This window comes from Kordia sp., from assembly GCF_050633145.1.
Lineage (GTDB): Bacteria > Bacteroidota > Bacteroidia > Flavobacteriales > Flavobacteriaceae > Kordia.
This window is the reverse complement of sequence record NZ_JBOEFY010000012.1, coordinates 108,207-123,139: the sequence shown is the minus strand read 5'-3', so window position 1 is coordinate 123,139 and position 14,933 is coordinate 108,207. Positions and strand designations below refer to the sequence as shown.

General features: G+C 32.9%; 15 protein-coding genes. 14 read left to right on the top strand and 1 reads right to left on the bottom strand.

From position 1 onward, the window contains the following. The first annotated feature begins 18 nt into the window (after positions 1-18). Positions 19-816 carry an energy transducer TonB gene (locus ACRBBL_RS06685; protein ID WP_431368244.1) on the top strand — a complete coding sequence of 266 codons (798 nt, stop codon included), beginning with the start codon at positions 19-21 and terminating at the stop codon, positions 814-816. 446 nt (positions 817-1,262) lie between these two features. After that, positions 1,263-3,377 (top strand): gliding motility protein RemB, encoded by a 2,115-nt coding sequence (locus ACRBBL_RS06680; protein ID WP_431368243.1) that lies wholly within the window; start codon positions 1,263-1,265, stop codon positions 3,375-3,377. Positions 3,378-3,662: 285 nt separating this feature from the next. On the opposite strand, the gene ACRBBL_RS06675 is transcribed toward ACRBBL_RS06680, so the two are convergent. Beyond that, positions 3,663-4,565, bottom strand: coding sequence for an MBL fold metallo-hydrolase (locus tag ACRBBL_RS06675; RefSeq protein ID WP_431368242.1), 903 nt, complete (start codon positions 4,563-4,565; stop codon positions 3,663-3,665). Between the two features lie 244 nt (positions 4,566-4,809). Between ACRBBL_RS06675 and cyoE the strand changes: the two genes are divergently transcribed. The 12 genes from cyoE to ACRBBL_RS06615 all read left to right on the top strand — a co-directional run bounded on the left by cyoE (position 4,810) and on the right by ACRBBL_RS06615 (position 14,911). Next, the gene (gene cyoE / locus ACRBBL_RS06670) at positions 4,810-5,721 is read left to right on the top strand and encodes a heme o synthase (protein ID WP_431368261.1); all 912 of its coding nucleotides are present in this window, start codon (positions 4,810-4,812) and stop codon (positions 5,719-5,721) included. Between the two features lie 3 nt (positions 5,722-5,724). Continuing rightward, positions 5,725-6,306: a cytochrome c oxidase subunit 3 gene (locus ACRBBL_RS06665; RefSeq protein ID WP_431368241.1), complete on the top strand. Its 582-nt coding sequence runs from the start codon at positions 5,725-5,727 to the stop codon at positions 6,304-6,306. Positions 6,307-6,352: 46 nt separating this feature from the next. Next, entirely contained in the window at positions 6,353-7,438 is a 1,086-nt protein-coding gene (locus tag ACRBBL_RS06660) for a cytochrome c oxidase subunit 3 (protein WP_431368240.1), read from the top strand. Between the two features lie 33 nt (positions 7,439-7,471). Continuing rightward, positions 7,472-7,870 (top strand): cytochrome C oxidase subunit IV family protein, encoded by a 399-nt coding sequence (locus ACRBBL_RS06655; protein WP_431368239.1) that lies wholly within the window; start codon positions 7,472-7,474, stop codon positions 7,868-7,870. 299 nt (positions 7,871-8,169) lie between these two features. Further along, complete coding sequence (locus tag ACRBBL_RS06650; RefSeq protein WP_431368238.1) at positions 8,170-8,868, top strand: hypothetical protein; 699 nt, start codon at positions 8,170-8,172, stop codon at positions 8,866-8,868. A 4-nt stretch (positions 8,869-8,872) separates the two neighbouring features. After that, on the top strand, positions 8,873-9,577 hold the full coding sequence (locus ACRBBL_RS06645; RefSeq protein ID WP_431368237.1) for an SCO family protein: 705 nt from the start codon (positions 8,873-8,875) through the stop codon (positions 9,575-9,577). 8 nt (positions 9,578-9,585) lie between these two features. Beyond that, a complete protein-coding gene (locus ACRBBL_RS06640) occupies positions 9,586-10,146 on the top strand; it encodes a DUF420 domain-containing protein (RefSeq protein ID WP_431368236.1) in 561 nt (186 codons plus the stop codon). Continuing rightward, entirely contained in the window at positions 10,146-10,379 is a 234-nt protein-coding gene (locus ACRBBL_RS06635) for a hypothetical protein (protein WP_431368235.1), read from the top strand. Before ACRBBL_RS06640 ends, ACRBBL_RS06635 begins: the two co-directional genes overlap by 1 nt. A gap of 132 nt (positions 10,380-10,511) precedes the next feature. Continuing rightward, a complete protein-coding gene (locus tag ACRBBL_RS06630; protein WP_431368234.1) occupies positions 10,512-11,213 on the top strand; it encodes an ABC transporter ATP-binding protein in 702 nt (233 codons plus the stop codon). Continuing rightward, positions 11,206-12,438, top strand: a complete 1,233-nt coding sequence (locus ACRBBL_RS06625) for an ABC transporter permease (RefSeq protein WP_431368233.1) — start codon at positions 11,206-11,208, stop codon at positions 12,436-12,438. The genes ACRBBL_RS06630 and ACRBBL_RS06625 overlap by 8 nt, the downstream gene beginning before the upstream one ends. A 19-nt stretch (positions 12,439-12,457) precedes the next feature. Further along, positions 12,458-13,717, top strand: a complete 1,260-nt coding sequence (locus tag ACRBBL_RS06620; RefSeq protein WP_431368232.1) for an ABC transporter permease — start codon at positions 12,458-12,460, stop codon at positions 13,715-13,717. Between the two features lie 36 nt (positions 13,718-13,753). Further along, positions 13,754-14,911: an efflux RND transporter periplasmic adaptor subunit gene (locus ACRBBL_RS06615; RefSeq protein ID WP_431368231.1), complete on the top strand. Its 1,158-nt coding sequence runs from the start codon at positions 13,754-13,756 to the stop codon at positions 14,909-14,911. The last annotated feature ends 22 nt before the right edge of the window (positions 14,912-14,933 follow it).

Here is a 14,933-nt window from a genome sequence, read left to right as displayed (position 1 = left end):
ACATTAAAACCGATTAATATGAAAAATGCAAATCACAAAACAGATGTGAATGCAAATGGTGTACATCAAAGTCACCTTGCTAAAAAGAACGAACTCAAAGGAGAAAGAAACACGTTCTTACGATTCTCAGTGAGCCTCATGCTGAGTTTATTTATTGTTTACACACTATTTCAAGTACAAACAACGGAAGCTGCACCCGAAGTAGTGCAACTTGAAGATGTGGTAGATGATACTATGGAGTCTATGCCAACTTTTAAAGAAGAAGTGGTTGTGGTAAAAGAACCAGAGCCAGAACCTGAAATTAAGCCAACAACGGTTACAGATGAAATTAAGGTTGTAGATAATGACACTACGATTAAAAATCAAGTCTTGCAAACAGAAACAAAGCCAAAAGAAGTTACTTCGCTTGTAGATACAAGTAATGTTGAAGTAGCGGATACTGAGGAGGTTATTGAAGAAGTTCCTTTTGCTTTTATTGAAGATGCACCAGTATATCCAGGTTGCGAAAAATTCAAGAGTAAGAAGGAAAGAAAAAAATGTATGTCTGAAAAAATCGACAAACTTATCAAACGTAAATTTAATGTTGATTTAGCAAACGAATTAGGTTTGGAAGAAGGTGTAAAACGAATCAATGTATTATTTATAATTGATGAAAACGGAAATGTTACCGGAATTCAATCACGTGCACCGCATCCAAAACTTCAAAAAGAAGCAGAACGTGTTATCAAGTTGCTTCCTCAAATGCAACCAGGAAAGCAAAGAAATCAAAACGTGAAGGTAAAGTATACATTACCTATAATGTTTAGAGTAGATTAAGAAAAATACAAAAGAGGTAAAAGATATAAAAAAAGGAAAACCGAGTTATTAACTCGGTTTTTTAGGTATACTTTCTGTGACATATCATTACATTAACATTAAAACCGATTATTATGAAAAATGTCAACTTAAAGCCTTTTGTAAATGTTACCAAGACTTACAAAGGTCATTTAATCAGAAAGTATGATACAAAAGTACGAAAAACTAATTTATAGAGCTTTTATTAAGCTGAATTAATGTCATTTATCGTCATATATTCGCTTTTTTAAGGTGAATAGTATTAATTTTTGATACTTTTCATATAAAAATAACGAAAAAAACACTTCAAAATTTTTTGAAGACTGTTAAAAATAGCGACACTTTTTAAAAATCTAAGATCATAACAACGAGGAATCAATCAAATTTTATGAAAATATAGTATCTTTCGCATTCATAAATCCTCAAATATGCAACGACTCAAAACGTCAATTTATCTACTCATATTTTTAGTATTTCAATCCGCATTAGCGCAAACATCATCTAATGAAGATTATGAAAAATATCCTGTATTTACTGAATGTGAAAATGTAGAAATTGCAGATCTTGAAAATTGCTTTAATACTACATTACGAACATTTATCAATACTAATTTTAAACAGCCTGAGATTATCAGTAAAGAAAATTATACTGGTGAATTGGTGGTTTTATTTGAAGTTACTAAAAAAGGAGCTTTCAAAGTTTTATATGTAGATGCGGTTTATGAAGAATTAAAAACAGAAATAAAACGTGTCTTTAGTTTATTGCCAGTTGTAAAACCATCAACCTATAGTGGTAAACCTGCTTATATCCAATTTACAATGAAGTTGGAAATTCCACTTGGAAGTATAGAAGCTATTGAAAAACCTAAAACGCTAGAGGAAAACGAAAACGAACTGGAATCTATAGCAAAAACAGAATTCGACGCTGTAAATGAAGAATTAGAACCGTATAAAGACGAGTTGTATGCAAGTAATCTAAACATTCCGTTTTCGCATGATATGTACGCATACTTTGATCGCCAAGTCAATTTGGTTGGAACAAACAGTCATACAGCATCTAAACCATTTTTATACAATACAGTTTCCAATTACTACGATTTTAATGCACAGCAAGTCAAACTTAAAAAAGACGCTTCTTCTTGGGTTGGACGTAAACTATGGAATGAACATTTAGTAACTGTAAAAGGAAAAAACTATTGGTTTGTGTTAGATCCTATTTTAGACTTGCAACTTGGTAAAAACACAGGAGGAGAAGTAGATTACACATACAATAATACCAGAGGAATTCAAGTGCAAGGAGGTTTGGGGAAAGGATTCAATTTCTCGGCAACAATTTTTGAAAGTCAAGGACGATTTGCAGATTATTTTAATAGATACGCTGAAAGCATTCGGCCAGCAGGAGGGAACCCAGCAATTATTCCAGGACGTGGAATTGCCAAAGAATTCAAAACAGATGCGTACGATTATCCAGTAGCAGAAGGTTATATTTCATACTCGCCAAACAAAACATTCAACGTGCAGTTTGGTCATGGGAGAAACTTTATTGGAGATGGATATCGCTCACTATTTGTAAGTGATGCTGTAAGTCCTTACCCATACCTAAAGCTAAACACTTCTTTCTGGAAAATAAAATATACAAACACATGGATGTGGTTACGTGACGTTCGACCAGAAGTCAATGAAGATGGCGCATTCTTAACAAAATATATTGCCAACCATTTTTTAAGTTGGAATGTTTCTAAAAAATTAAACATTGGTTTCTTTGAGTCGGTAATTTGGAAAAATGACAACAATCGCGGATTTGATATTAACTATGTAAACCCAATCATATTCTACCGCGCTATAGAGTTTTCTACAGGTTCGCGTGCAGGAAATGCTATTGTTGGATTGAGTTCAAAATATAAATGGAATGACAATGTAAATTTTTATGGTCAGTTCATATTGGATGAATTTTCACTAAATGATATCAAATCAGGGAATCAAAGTTGGAAAAATAAGTTTGGATTTCAATTAGGAGCAAAATATTACAATGCATTCAAGGTAGATAACTTATTATTACAATTTGAATACAATCAAGTGCGTCCGTATACCTATTCACACAATGAAGTAGCTACAAATTATGGGCACAACAATCAATCGTTAGCACATTTATGGGGCGCAAATTTCCGAGAAGTTGTTGGAATTGCACGTTATAATCGCGATCGTTGGTACGGAAGCGCAAAACTAATTTATGGGCAGCGTGGTTTGGATTTTGATCCAGCCATTGATAATGCAAGTTACGGAAGCAATATTTTTATTGATAATGACAATCGTATTGGTGATACTGGTGTTGAATTATTGCAAGGAAACAAAACAAATGTGCTTATAGGAGATTTAAATGTTGGATACATTGTAAACCCAAAAACCAATTTAAAAATCTTTGCAAATATTACCTACAGAAGCTTCAATCCTGATGCAAACACCTTAATTGACTTTAAAGAGAACACAACTTGGTTTAATTTTGGAATTCGTACAGATATTTTTAATTGGTATTTCGATTTTTAACATTGCTATTTAATTTTTTTTATTAAATTTGTTACAGCCTCGAAAAAAATTAACCACAAGATATTTAACCTTTCTTGTACGCCCAAACCTATATTTAGAATGATTGAACCTTTTTTCATTTTACTACTTATTATACCATTTATTTATTTAGGATATAAGTCACTAGACTTAGCTGTTTACAAACGTCAAAGAGGAGCAAATTATACTGTTAAAGAATACCCTGTATTTATACTTTGTTGTGCTTCCTTTTTAATAGCAGGTGTTATTATTGTAAACTATAGAATATTACTTGGTTTCTTTTAAGCTTCTGTAAAAGGTTTTTCTTAAAACCTCGCCAGATATAAACCAATCACCGTAACCCAAATCGTCATACTTTTTGGTGATGGACGTGTTTTGCGTTACTTCTTTTTCTGTTTTACCTGCTTTAATTTCTGCCATTACATTCTTTTCAATGCTTTTTAGCATTTCCAAATACGATTGTAACTCTGCTTTATTAGAAAGATTTCTGTGCCCAGGAATAATCTTGGTTTCATCGTTAATAACGAGCAATGCTTTTTTAATTGCTGCAATATAACCTTGTGCACTTCCTCCAGAATTCAAATCGATAAAAGGGTACTTTCCTTGAAAATAAGCATCGCCAGTATGTAAAACATTACTTTCTGTAAAATAAACCATTGCATCACCGTCTGTATGAGCTTCATGAACATGGAATATAAAAATACGCTCATCATTAAAAAAGAAAGAAACATCTTTTGAAAACGTAATAACTGGTAAGGCATCTTTTGGGGATGCTTTTTTGGTTGTATTACGTTCTTTATTGAACTGATCCATGCTCATGCGTTTTCGTACATTTTCATGTGCAACAATAACAGCACCTTCTTTTTGCATATTTTCATTTCCACCTGTATGATCGCCATGCCAATGTGTATTAATTAAAAATTCTACAGGTTTATCTGTGACACTTTGAATAGCTTTTAGAATTTTTGGAGTCAAATGAGCAAACTGATCATCAATCATAAAAACACCATCTTCTCCAACAGAAATAGCAATATTTCCACCTTGTCCAACTAACATATATACATGGTCTGTGACTTTAGTTACCTTAATTTGAACTTCTTTCTTTTGTGCAAATCCAATAGAAATTGAACATAAAAAAATAAATGATAGGGTAGTTTTTAGAAATTTCATCTGTTTGTTTTTTTTGATTAATTAGGTTTGATAGGATTTCCCAAGGATCAATTCGTTAAAATTAATCAATAATTTTGACTCATTTCATCCTATAAATTTGAATCAATAGTCGTTATAAAACACGCTTCCTTTCTAAAGATAAAAATTGAAAAGCAATAACTATTGATAAATGCAGTAAAACTCTTTGAAAATCATTGCATACAAAGGATTTGTATTCTATCTTTGCAGGAATTTAGTAAGGTTGATGAAAACGGCATTGAATACACTCAAAAAAACATACTCATTTGCTTCTATAATTGAAGATTTTAAACAGCTCACAAAAGTTGGATTGGCAATAAGCGTAGTCTTTTCTTCATTAGCAGGATACTTATTGGCTGTTGGTGCAGATGGTTTTAGCTTCAAAGTGCTTAGTTTACTTGCTTTAGGAGGTTATTTTATGGTTGGAGCTTCTAATGCGTTCAATCAAATAATCGAAAAAGACTTAGATGCAAAAATGGATCGTACCAAAGACAGACCTGTAGCATCTGGTCGTATGTCGGTTAAAGTAGCATTCATCATTGCTTCAGTATTTACAATATCAGGAATTGCAATTTTATATGTTATCAATCCAAAAACAGCAATGTTTGGTGCAATTTCTATTTTCCTATATACGTGTGTATACACTCCATTAAAAACGAAAACTCCATTAGCAGTATTTGTTGGTGCATTGCCAGGCGCTATTCCATTCATGTTAGGTTGGGTAGCAGCAACAAATAAATTTGGTATTGAACCAGGAATATTATTCATGATTCAATTCTTTTGGCAATTTCCTCACTTTTGGGCAATAGGATGGTTTTTATTTGACGATTACAAAAAAGGCGGATTTTTTATGTTGCCTACTGGTAAAAAAAATAAAGCAACCGCATTGCAAATTATAATGTATACAGCTTGGTTAATCTTAATTTCTATATTTCCAGTTTCTGGACTTACAGGTGAATTAAAATTATCGGTTGTTGCAGCAGTTTTAGTATTCTTATCAGGAATTGGATTGTTATACTATGGAATCCGATTATATAAAAATATGGACGACAAATCTGCAAAAGCATTAATGTTAGCAAGTGTTGGATATATTACACTAATGCAAATAATATTTGTGGTAGATAAATTTTTACAATAAACTATGGATTTAACGCAAGGGACATTTCAAGAAAAGAAAGCAAGATCAAGAAAGATGATGATGTGGTTTGCTATGATTAGCATGTTTATGATGTTTGCAGGACTTACAAGTGCATACATTGTAAGTCAAGAACGTCCAGATTGGTTACAAACACTTGTGTTGCCAACGGCTTTCTTCTATAGTACATTAGTAATTGTAGCAAGTAGTGTTACGTTTCACTTAGCAAAAAGTGCAGCACAAAAAGGCTTGCAAGGTGCTACAGGATTATATTTAATAGCTACATTAGTGCTTGCAATTGCATTTGTGATTTTACAATTTGCGGGCTTCAATGAAATCATTGCTAGTAAGTATTATTTCACCGGAGATCAAAGTACAGTAACAACCTCTTTCATCTATATTATTACAGTAACGCACTTGTTGCACGTTGCAGCTGGTATTATAGTGTTATTGGTTGTAATTTATAATCATTTTAAACAAAAGTATAAACAAGGGCAAACACTTGGTTTAGAACTAGGTGCAATGTTCTGGCATTTCCTAGATATATTGTGGGTCTTCTTGTTTTTATTTTTATATTTCTTAAGATAAGAAAAAAACGTAAATTTGAACAATTTTTTAAAAATGTTAACTTTTTATGGAAGCTACTGTTTCAAATACAGGTACAGAAGGTAAAGTTTGGGGAGGCGGAAACAAACCGCTCAACGCCAGCTATGGTAAAATGATGATGTGGTTCTTCTTGTTATCTGATGCACTAACATTCTCAGGATTTTTAGCTGCGTATGGATTCTCAAGATTCAAATTCATTGACTCATGGCCAATTGCCGATGAAGTCTACAATCACTTTCCAGGTTCGCATGGAGATAATCCAATGTACTTTGTCGCCTTAATGACATTTATATTAATTGCTTCTTCTGTAACAATGGTATTAGCTGTAGATGCTGGGCACCATAACGATAAGAAGAAAGTAACTTTTTACATGTTCTTAACGATCATTGGTGGAGCAATATTCTTAGGTTCTCAAGCTTGGGAGTGGACAAACTTCATTCAAGGTTCTTACGGAGCAGTAGAGACAAAAGGTGGTCAAATTCTCCAGTTTGTAGATACGAACATGGCAGAAGGCGATGAAAAAATGCATCGAGTTTCTGTAGACGACTTTGCAAAAGTCTCTCACAAGGTAAGAGTACAACATGAAAGTAAAGATGGACTGTGGTTTGAATCAGAACCAGCATTACCAAAATACTCAGTACAAGATATTGTAACTGGTTTCAATGCAAAGTCAAACTTAGCTGTTCGTACACAAGAGTTAATGCCGAATATTGAGCGATTAAAAGCTTCTGGAGATCCAGCCGATGCGGCAAAAGCTGCACGTTTTGAAAGCATGTATGTAAATGCAGATCAAACTGGGCAAAAAGGTGTGTTAACAAGAGCAGAATCTGAAAAAGCATTAAAAAATGCAGTAGAATATGTAAAAGGAGCCAATCTTGAGCATAATGAGTATGGAAACAGACTATTCGGAGATTTCTTCTTCTTTATTACAGGATTCCACGGTTTCCACGTATTTTCAGGAGTATTAATCAATATCATTATCTTCTTCAATGTAATCTTAGGAACATACGACAGAAGAAAGAATAATTACGAAATGGTAGAAAAAGTTGGACTCTATTGGCACTTTGTCGATTTAGTTTGGGTATTCGTATTTACATTCTTCTACCTAGTTTAATAAAAAAAAATATCAAAGAAATTATCATATATCATGGCACACGATCACGGACATGCTGAACATAAATTAGCAATTTTTAGAGGAACATTAAAGTTCAAATCAAACGTTCAGAAAATTTGGGGCGTATTGATCTTCTTATCTCTAATAACAATTGTAGAAGTTGGATTAGGTATTGTAAAACCAGCTTTCCTTACGGAGAACTATCTTCTTGGAATGAAATATCTAAACTGGATTTTTATCATTTTAACTTTAGTAAAAGCATATTACATTGCTTGGGACTTTATGCACTTGCGTGATGAAAAAAGTTCTTTAAGAAGATCTATTGTTTGGACAGGAATATTCTTAATATGTTACCTAATGTTTATCTTATTACAAGAAGGAACATATATTGAAGGTGTAAAAACAAATGGATATATAAAGTGGAATTTTTAAAATGACACAAAACATATAGAGGAAAGGCAGTAATTAATTACTGCCTTTTTTTATACATGAATTTTTAAAGAACGAATTAAGCTAGTAAAAAAAACATCAACTTCTATATCATATCTAAAACAACAGATGTTAATTCTTGCTGAAAAGCAATCAAAAAATAAAAAAAACGAAAGATTATAGCTGTAAATAGCGAATCGATTTTTATTTTTGCACTAAGAAAATTTTAGCAGAAAAAAACACTGAAAATCAGCTACTTTGTAATTGCTAGATCACTGACTTATAAACATTAATACGCACAGATGAAAAAAAAGGCCATTTTAGGAATTTTATTCTTATTACCTATAACAATCGTATTAATTCTCCTGTTTACGAAGCACAACTATACGCCGCTTCCTGTTATTAAAAATAATGTAGCCGAATTGGTGAATTACAAATCTTATGAAGAGAAAGACACAATTCAATTTGATGAAAAAATTACCGTTCTAGGATTTTTAGGTGCTAGTGTAAAAGAGAGAGGTTTCAATATATTAACGCTCAATCAAAAAATATACAAGCGCTTTAGTGGCTTTAAACACTTTCAATTAGTAATGCTTGTGCTACCTGGACAAGATGAAGAAATAAAAAGCTTAAAACAACAAATTAGCCGTTTTGCAGACGAACTTAAATACTGGAACTTTGTCATTGTAGAAAAAGAAGAACTTGAACGTATCTTTTATGGATTAGAATCTCCGTTACAATTGGACGAAAATTTGAGTTCTGAATATGTGTATGTTATTGATAAAGATAAAAACTTGCGTGGGCGCTTTGATGATCGATCAAAAGTTGAATTGCGTGAAGGTGGAGTAGCGCCATACATGCTCTACGGTTACAATACAGCGATGGTTTCAGAACTTTCAGGTAAAATGACGGATGATATTCGAATTCTATTTGAAGAATACAGAGGGAAATCTAAAAGTAAGGGATCAGACAAAAGAAGAGAAAAGGATTTGAAAAAATAAAGCAATGCAAAAAAAGAACTATTCATATATTGGAATCGCGTTTATCATCTTGGTTTTTGGAATTATATTCATTCCTAAAATTGTAGACAAAATAAGCAAAGGCGAAACAACCGAAAAAGATCGTTTGAATATTGTCGGAAAAGAACGAAATTCAAAACTAAAATACCTCAAAATTGAAGGGAAAGCGAAAAGTGTTCCTGAGTTCTTATTTACAAATCAAGACAATTTACAAATTTCAAATCTAGACTTTAAAGGGAAAGTAACCGTAATGGAATTCTTCTTTACAAGTTGTCCTACAATATGTCCTGTAATGAATAATAATATGCGTCTACTAGACGATGAATTTCATGAAAGAGACGATTTTGCTATAGCTTCATTTACGATTGATCCAGAAACAGACACACCGAAAAAATTAAAAGAATATGCAGAACTTTACGGTGTAAAATCACTCAACTGGCATTTCTTAACAGGTGATTTAAAAAAAATACACGAACTCTCAAACAAAGGATTCAACATATTTGCAGGAATCAATCCAGAAGTGGCTGGCGGATTTGAACATCAAGGTTACTTTGCTTTAATAGACAAAAACGGATTTATTCGTTCGCGTAATAACGAGCAAGGAAGTTTAATGGTGTATTATCAAGGAACAGAACCAGCAGAAGTAGAAATGCTAAAACAAGATATTAAAAACTTACTAGAAGAAGAATAGTAAAACCTATGGAAGCGACAAACGACATTGAAAAGAAATATAAAAAGTTAATCATTGCACTATCTGTAGCAATTCCTGTAGTAGTTGCTATCTTATTCCGTGTAAAACTAGAAGGTGTAAAACCATTAACGTTTTTACCACCAATATATGCAACCATTAATGGGATTACAGCAATTGTATTAATAGCAGCTGTAATTGCTATCAAAAACAAAAAAGTAAAACTGCATGAAACTTTAATGAAAATATGCATTGGACTTTCTGTAGCATTCTTGGCAATGTATGTAGCGTATCACATGACTTCTGAATCCACAAAATTTGGAGGAGAAGGATTTATCAAAGGAATCTATTTATTCATCTTAATTACACATATTGTATTAAGTATCGCTATTATTCCATTGGTATTAATTACTTATGTAAAAGCACTAGCAAAGCGTTTTGATAAGCACAAAAAAATAGCAAAAATTACCTTTCCAATTTGGTTGTACGTTGCAATAACAGGAGTTGTTGTCTACTTGATGATTTCTCCGTATTATAAAACAGCTGAAGAATTATTAAATGCCGCTCAATAATGAAAAAGAAATATAGTGTCTTACTTATTTTAGTTTTTTTGGCGGTACTTCCGTTAGATGCGCAATGCGCCATGTGTAGAGCTGTATTAGAATCGGAAGAAAATGTATCTCAAGCCAAAGGTGTCAATAATGGAATTGTATACCTTATGGCAATTCCATACATTCTTGTGGCGCTTACAGGATTCTACTTGTACAAAGTGTACAGTAAGAAAAAGACAGTGAAAAAAACATAATTTTTTGTAACGAAATCACGTTTAGGTAGTCTTATATATAGTTTTATCAATCAAAAATAAGATTAACAGAATATTAATAACACTTGTAGCCGCAAATATGTAATATTGTGTTAAACTAATACCTAACCAATTATGATTCAAATCGAGGAATTGCACAAGTCCTATCGAATGGGAAGTAATGAACTTCACGTGCTAAAAGGAATCAATCTTGATATAAAAGAAGGTGAATTTGTATCCATAATGGGTTCTTCAGGTTCAGGGAAATCTACTCTACTAAATATTATTGGAATGCTTGATGAAGCCGATAAAGGCTCGTATGTCTTAGATGACGTTCCAATCAAAAATTTAAGCGAAAAAAAAGCAGCTATATATCGTAATAAATTCTTAGGATTTATTTTTCAATCTTTCAACTTGATCAATTATAAAAATGCAGCCGAAAATGTTGCGTTGCCATTATACTATCAAGGAATTCCGCGAAAAATTAGAAAAGAAAAATCATTATACTATCTAGAAAAAGTTGGACTTGCAGATTGGGCACACCATTTGCCAAGTGAACTTTCTGGTGGACAAAAACAACGTGTGGCAATTGCGCGTGCGCTGGCTTCAGAACCAAAAGTATTACTAGCCGATGAGCCAACAGGAGCATTAGATACCAAAACGTCTTACGAAGTGATGGACTTTCTTCAAGGCATTAATGATGAAGGGAAAACCATTCTTGTAGTAACGCATGAACATGATATTGCCGATATGACAAAACGTATTGTAATGCTGAAAGATGGTGTCATAGAAGAAGATAAATTTGTACAACAAGTAAGAGCTTCGGAATATGTTTGATTTAGACCGTTGGCGGGAAATATTACAAACAATCAATAAAAACAAGCTAAGAACGCTTTTGGCAGGTTTCACGGTAACGCTTGGAATTTTAATTTTTACCGTTCTCTTCGGAATGGGAAATGGTCTCAAAAACACATTTTACGAAGCGTTTCAAGATGACGCACAAAATACCATCTTTATAGAGCCTGGTTTTGCTAAAAAACCATTCAAAGGTTTCAAAAAAGATAGACTCATTGAATTTGAAAATGAAGATTTAGAATTCCTAAAAGAAAAATTCTCAGGACGTATTCAGCATATTACAGCTCGTGTTTACAAAGGAGTCGTGGCAAAATATAAAAGTGAATACGGAAACTATACGGTGCGTGCTGTGCATCCATCACATCAATATTTGGAACAAACCGATATCGAAAAAGGACGTTATGTTAATGAAAACGATATCAAAACAGATGCTAGAGTTGCGGTAATAGGTCGTTTGGTTGAAAAAGATTTATTTGGGACAGAAGATGCTGTTGGGAAATATTTCAGCATGAATAAAATCGTGTATCGTATAGTTGGAGTATTTAGCGACAAAGGTAGTGGCGATCGAGAGGAACGTACAATATACACACCTGTAAGTACAACGCAGCTTATCCATAAAAACACCGAAAAAATTGATCAAATCAATTTAATGTATGATATAAATATAGGAGCTGCTGGTGCCGATAGACTTTCTAAAGAAATAGAAAGAGCATTAAAAAAGAGACACAATATTGCCCCTAGCGACCGAAATGGTATCCATGTTGAAAATAAAGTTGAAGACCTGAATGATACATTGCAAGTTGCCAATGTGTTACAAATCATAGTACTCTGGATTGGGATTGGGACGTTACTTGCGGGTGTTATCGGAATTAGTAATATAATGGTATATATCGTAAAAGAACGTACCAAAGAACTCGGAATTCGAAAAGCATTAGGAGCAAAGCCAAGCGCAGTAATTGGGATGATTTTACAAGAAACCATTGTGGTTACGCTCATATTCGGATATATTGGACTACTGATTGGAAATTTTGTGCTCAACTCTATGGGAGACAAATTGAAAGATTGGTTCATTACCAATCCTAGTGTAAGTCAAGGGACAATTATTGCGGCAACAATCATTTTGGTTTTATCAGGATTAATAGCCGGATATATTCCTGCAAGAAGAGCTGCTAGAGTGAAACCAATTGTAGCATTAAGAGACGAATAAAAAAGAACCAAGAAATACAATGAAATTTATATTTACAAGAGATACTTGGCAAGAAATTTTCGGAACAATTCGTAAAAACAAACTACGAACTGCAATTACTATTATTGGTGTTTTTTGGGGGATTTTACTTTTTGTAGCATTGCAAGGAGCTGCAAAAGGAATGGAAAATGGATTTGACGATCGATTCAAAAACTTGGCAACAAATAGTATGTTTTTGTGGTCTGAGCAAACAGGAATTCCGTATGGAGGTTACAAAAGAAATCGTAGAGTACGTTTAGAACTTAATGATACCTACAGAATTACAAATCAAATAGAAGGTGTGCAATTTGTAGCGCCACGAAATGCCAAAGGAGTTTTTGGTGATCCACCACCATTAGTTATAAATAAATTGAAATCTGGAAACTATAAAATATTTGGTGACTATCCAATTATTGATAAAGTATCAAAGAAAAAACTAAGGAAAGGACGTTTCTTAAATCAAAAAGATATTCAAGAGAATCGAAAAATATGTGTCATTGGAGAGCGTATTGAAAAAGAACTCTTTGAGGAAGGTGAAAATCCAATAGGGCAATATATTAGAATTAGTAATATTTACTTTCAAGTAGTTGGCGTGTACAAAAGGAATAATACAGATTTTTTTGAAAGAGATAACTCGATATTCATACCATTTACCACATATCAAAAAATATTTAATACAGGAAATAGAATTGGTTGGATGTTAATTTCTGGTTATCCTGATGCGGATATTGTAGCGATTGAAGAAAAAGCAAAAACATTACTAAAAAGAAAATATACAGTACATCCAAATGATGAGCGTGCTTTTAGAACAGCTAACTTTGGAGAAATGTTTGGTAAAATAACAGGTTTTGTCAAAGGATTAAAATTTACGGCTTTAGTTGTAGGAATCGCAACAATTTTAGCAGGAGTTATTGCCATTGGAAATATCTTATTAATTACCGTAAAAGAACGTACCAAAGAAATAGGAATCAGACGTGCATTAGGTGCAAAGCCAGGAGAAATTCGTGGGCAAATCATCTTAGAATCTGTATTTTTAACACTAGTAGCAGGGCTTTTAGGAATGACCGTTGGCGGATTATTATTATCATTTTTAAATGATTTTGCCAAAAATTGGGATTTCCCATTTCTGAATCCAACAGTAAGTTTGCCATACATCGGATTTGCTATTGCCATTATGGTCATATTAGGAACATTAATTGGGTTGATACCGGCGCAACGTGCAGTAAGTATACGACCTATAGAAGCATTACGAGAAGAATAAGAACATCAATCATATATTAAATAAAGAATTAAAAAAATGAAAAAAGTTTTAAAAATCCTATTATTAATTATACTTCTAGCAGGGGCATTTTTTGCAGGATCATACTTTGTGAGTTCAAATGAAACCAATATAGAAACCTTTGAAACTACAACAGCATTTAAAGCTACAATTATTGAAAAAACAGTAGCAGCTGGAACAGTAATTCCTGAAGACGAAGTGGAAATAAAACCACAAATCTCTGGAATTATTGAAAAAATATTTGTGGAAGAAGGTGATAAAATAAAAACAGGAGATTTGATTGCTCAAATCAAAGTTGTGCCAAATGAACAATCATTAAACAGCGCCAGAAACAGAATCAAAAATTCGAAAATTGTATCAGATAATGCTAAGGTTTCGTTCGATAGAAATAAAACACTTTTTGACAAAGGAATTATTTCTAGTCAAGAATTTGAACGTGCCGAACTTTCATACAATCAAGCAAAACAAGAAGTACGTAATGCGCAAAGCGACTTGCAAATCATCAGAAAAGGTTCTGTAGGTGGTTCTGCTGCAAATACAAACATTAGAGCAACTGTATCGGGAACTATCTTAATTATTCCTGTAAAAGAAGGAGACCAAGTAATTGAAAGTAATACATTCAATGCAGGAACAAGCATTGCTACAATTGCCGATTTAGGAAAAATGATTTTCGAAGGAAAAGTAGACGAAGCAGAAGTTGGTAAGTTGCAACCAAATACAGAACTTACTGTAAACTTAGGAGCAATAGAAAATAAAGACTTCGCTGCAAAACTAACATTTGTTGCGCCAAAAGGAGTAGAAGAAAGTGGCGCTGTGCAATTCAAAATAAAAGCAGATGTAGCTTTAGATGATAATTATTTTATAAGAGCTGGGTATAGTGCCAATGCAACTATTGAATTAGGAAAAAAAGATGATATCTTAGTCCTCGATGAAGGATTGCTTAGATTCGATTCTAAAAATGATGACAAACCGTATGTTGAAATAGAAATTGGTGATCAAAAATTTGAGAAAAAATTCATTGAAGTTGGAATCTCGGATGGAAAAAACATTGAAATCCTTTCTGGTTTAAAAGAAGATGATAAAATCAAAATTTGGAACAAATACGCTGTTAAAAAAGAAGATAAGAAAAAATCTGAAGGAGAAGATGACGAAAGTGAAGACGAAACAAACGATTAAAACCGAAATATTATAACCATCA